General features: G+C 61.3%; 2 protein-coding genes. One reads left to right on the forward strand and one right to left on the reverse strand.

All coding sequences use genetic code 11. The features are described 5' to 3' along the window. Positions 1-297: 297 nt before the first annotated feature. On the reverse strand, positions 298-1,059 hold the full coding sequence (locus K6T12_RS21300) for a Nif3-like dinuclear metal center hexameric protein (RefSeq protein ID WP_390879106.1): 762 nt from the start codon (positions 1,057-1,059) through the stop codon (positions 298-300). A 222-nt stretch (positions 1,060-1,281) separates the two neighbouring features. On the opposite strand from K6T12_RS21300, the gene K6T12_RS21305 reads away from it, so the two are divergent. Continuing rightward, positions 1,282-2,451, forward strand: coding sequence for a Do family serine endopeptidase (locus tag K6T12_RS21305; RefSeq protein ID WP_222224988.1), 1,170 nt, complete (start codon positions 1,282-1,284; stop codon positions 2,449-2,451). Positions 2,452-2,716: the final 265 nt, after the last annotated feature.

Consider the following 2,716-nt stretch of genomic DNA (forward strand, 5'->3'; position numbering starts at 1 on the left):
ACTTTCGTGTTGCCGACAAGGCGAGAGCGGCGTTATCCCCGGGCATTAAAGAGCTGCCCATGCCGCTACCCCGTGAGAAAGAAAAATGCCAGTCAGTTGGCTTAACTGACTGGCATTAGGCCTGTGGCCGGTTTTTTTGTTTCAGTGTTTCTCCAACCTCAACAGCTTTGGCCGTACGCCACCAATTCTCCAAATCGGCCTCAGATGAACAACTTACTGAAGAGTCACAACTAGGGGCACCTTCAGCCGTCACCGGCCTCGTTTACCGCTTACCGCTTACCGCTTGAGACTCACAACTCACACCGGATTATCGATATCGATAAACCGGTGCTCGATGCCGAACTCCGCCGCCAGCGCCTCGCCCAGCGCCTGCACGCCATAGCGTTCGGTGGCGTGGTGGCCGGCGGCAAAATAGTGGATGCCGTTTTCCCGCGCGCTGTGCACGGTCGGCTCGGAGATCTCGCCGGAGATGAAGGCGTCCATACTTTGGGCGATCGCCTGCTCAATATAGCCCTGGGCCGCACCGGTGCACCAGCCGACCGTTTCGATCAGGTGGTCGCCGCCCTCGATTAGCAACGGCTGGCGTCCCAGCGCCCGGGCGATCCGCTCGGCAAAGGCGGTGGCCGTCAGCGGCTGCGCCAGCTTGCCGACCAGGCCGACACTGTCCGGGTTACCCGGCTCCAGGCCGCCGGTGGTTTCCAGTTCGAGCAGCTCGGCCAGCCGGGCGTTGTTACCCAGCGTCGGGTGACAGTCCAGCGGCAGGTGGTAGCCGATCAGGCTGATGTCGTTGGCCAACAGCGTCTTCAGCCGGTTACGCTTGATACCGCGCACCGCGCTGTCCTCGCCCTTCCAGAAGTAACCGTGGTGTACCAGCACCGCATCGGCCTGCCAGTCGACGGCTGCATCGAGCAGCGCCTGGCAGGCGGTCACCCCGGTCACGATCCGACCGACCTCGGTGCGCCCCTCCACCTGCAGCCCGTTGGGGCAGTAATCACGGAAACGGCCGGGGGTCAGCAGGTTATCGCAGTAGACCAGCAGTTCGTTCAGTTGTACGGTCACGGGCAGCTCCTCTGGGCGTTTGGGCCGGTCTGCGCCTGGCGACTGGCGCCAACATTGCTTCAGACCGGGATCCATCGCCGGGTTGTCATTACATCTTGTTGAATCTCCTCGTATAATTCTAACAATCCGTTGAGGCAAAAGGAGCGTATCCCTTTTGCGTTAACCTGCGATCACCGAACAGGCCCTGCTGCGGCCTGCAAGCCAAGCACAAGAATCCCGAATATGCGCCGACTGACATTTCTGATGTGGCCGATAGTGGCCGGGGTACTGGCAGCCGTACTGCTGCTCAAGCTGTTTCCCGACCTGCTCGGCCCCAATATCACCACCGTCGAGATCATCGAGTCCCAGAACGGCGCACAGCGCCCGGTCGGCAGCGCCGGCAGCGGCCCGGTCTCCTATGCCGACGCGGTCAGCCAGGCGGCACCGGCGGTGGTTAACATCTATACCCGCACGCTGGTACCGCAGAAAGTGCACCCGCTGTTCAACGATCCGTTCTTCCGCAAGTTCTTCGACATGGACAACGTGCCGCAGCGGGCCCGGATCGAATCCAGCCTGGGGTCCGGGGTCATTCTCAGCGCAGAGGGCTATATCGTTACCAACAACCACGTCATTGCCGGCGCCGACAGCGTGGTGGTGGCGCTGAGGGACGGCCGCGAAGCGATGGCCGAGGTGGTCGGCAGCGACCCTGAAACCGACCTGGCGGTACTGAAGGTCGATCTGAAAGAGCTGCCCAGCATTACCCTGACCAACTCGGAAAACCTGCAGGTTGGCGACGTGGTGCTGGCGATCGGCAACCCGTTCGGAGTCGGCCAGACCGTCACCATGGGGATTATCAGCGCCACCCGCCGCAACAGTCTGGGGCTGAGCACCTACGAGGATTTCATCCAGACCGATGCGGCGATCAACCCAGGCAACTCCGGTGGCGCGCTGATCAACGCCTATGGCCAACTGATCGGTATCAACACCGCGATCTTCAGCAAATCCGGTGGCTCCCAGGGGATCGGCTTCGCCATTCCGAGCAAGCTGGCGGTCGACGTCATGCAGGACCTGATCCAGCATGGCCGGGTAATTCGCGGCTGGCTGGGGATCGAGATCCAGCAATTGACCCCGCAACTGGCGGAATCCTTCGGCCTCGATCGGATGCAGGGGCTGCTGGTCGCAGGCCTGTTCCGCAACAGCCCGGCCCACCTGGCCGGCCTGCAGCCGGGCGATATCATGCTGTCGATCAACGGCAACCCGATCAGCAACAGCCAGCTGTCGATGAACCAGATCGCCCAGTACAAGCCGGGCGACCAGGTGGAGGTGGAGATCCTGCGCAACGGCAAGCGCCAGACCCTGGGCGTCACCATCGGCGAACGGCCGGCCAGCCAGTTGAGCAACGGCCAGAAATGAGGCGTTTACGGCAATCAAAAGCGCTTGTATAGGCGAGGCGCGGTGGTTGCTTCAGCTCATAGCCGAACCGCTAGCTCGCGGAGCGAGCTGCTAGGACGCTCTTGAATAAAATCCAAATACAAAAACAAAAACGGCCGCTATTGCGTAATGCCAGTCAGTTAAGCCAACTGACTGGCATTTTTCTTTCTCACGGGGTAGCGGCATGGGCAGCTCTTTAATGCCCGGGGATAACGCCGCTCTCGCCTTGTCGGCAACACGAAAGTGG

Origin of the sequence: Marinobacterium arenosum (assembly GCF_019795155.1) — a bacterium.
Taxonomy (GTDB): domain Bacteria; phylum Pseudomonadota; class Gammaproteobacteria; order Pseudomonadales; family Balneatricaceae; genus Marinobacterium_C; species Marinobacterium_C arenosum.

Bases quoted from the DNA above. Each gene is read 5' to 3' on its own strand.
- K6T12_RS21305 (WP_222224988.1), top strand. From the start codon at position 1,282: ATGCGCCGACTGACATTTCTGATGTGGCCGATAGTGGCCGGGGTACTG.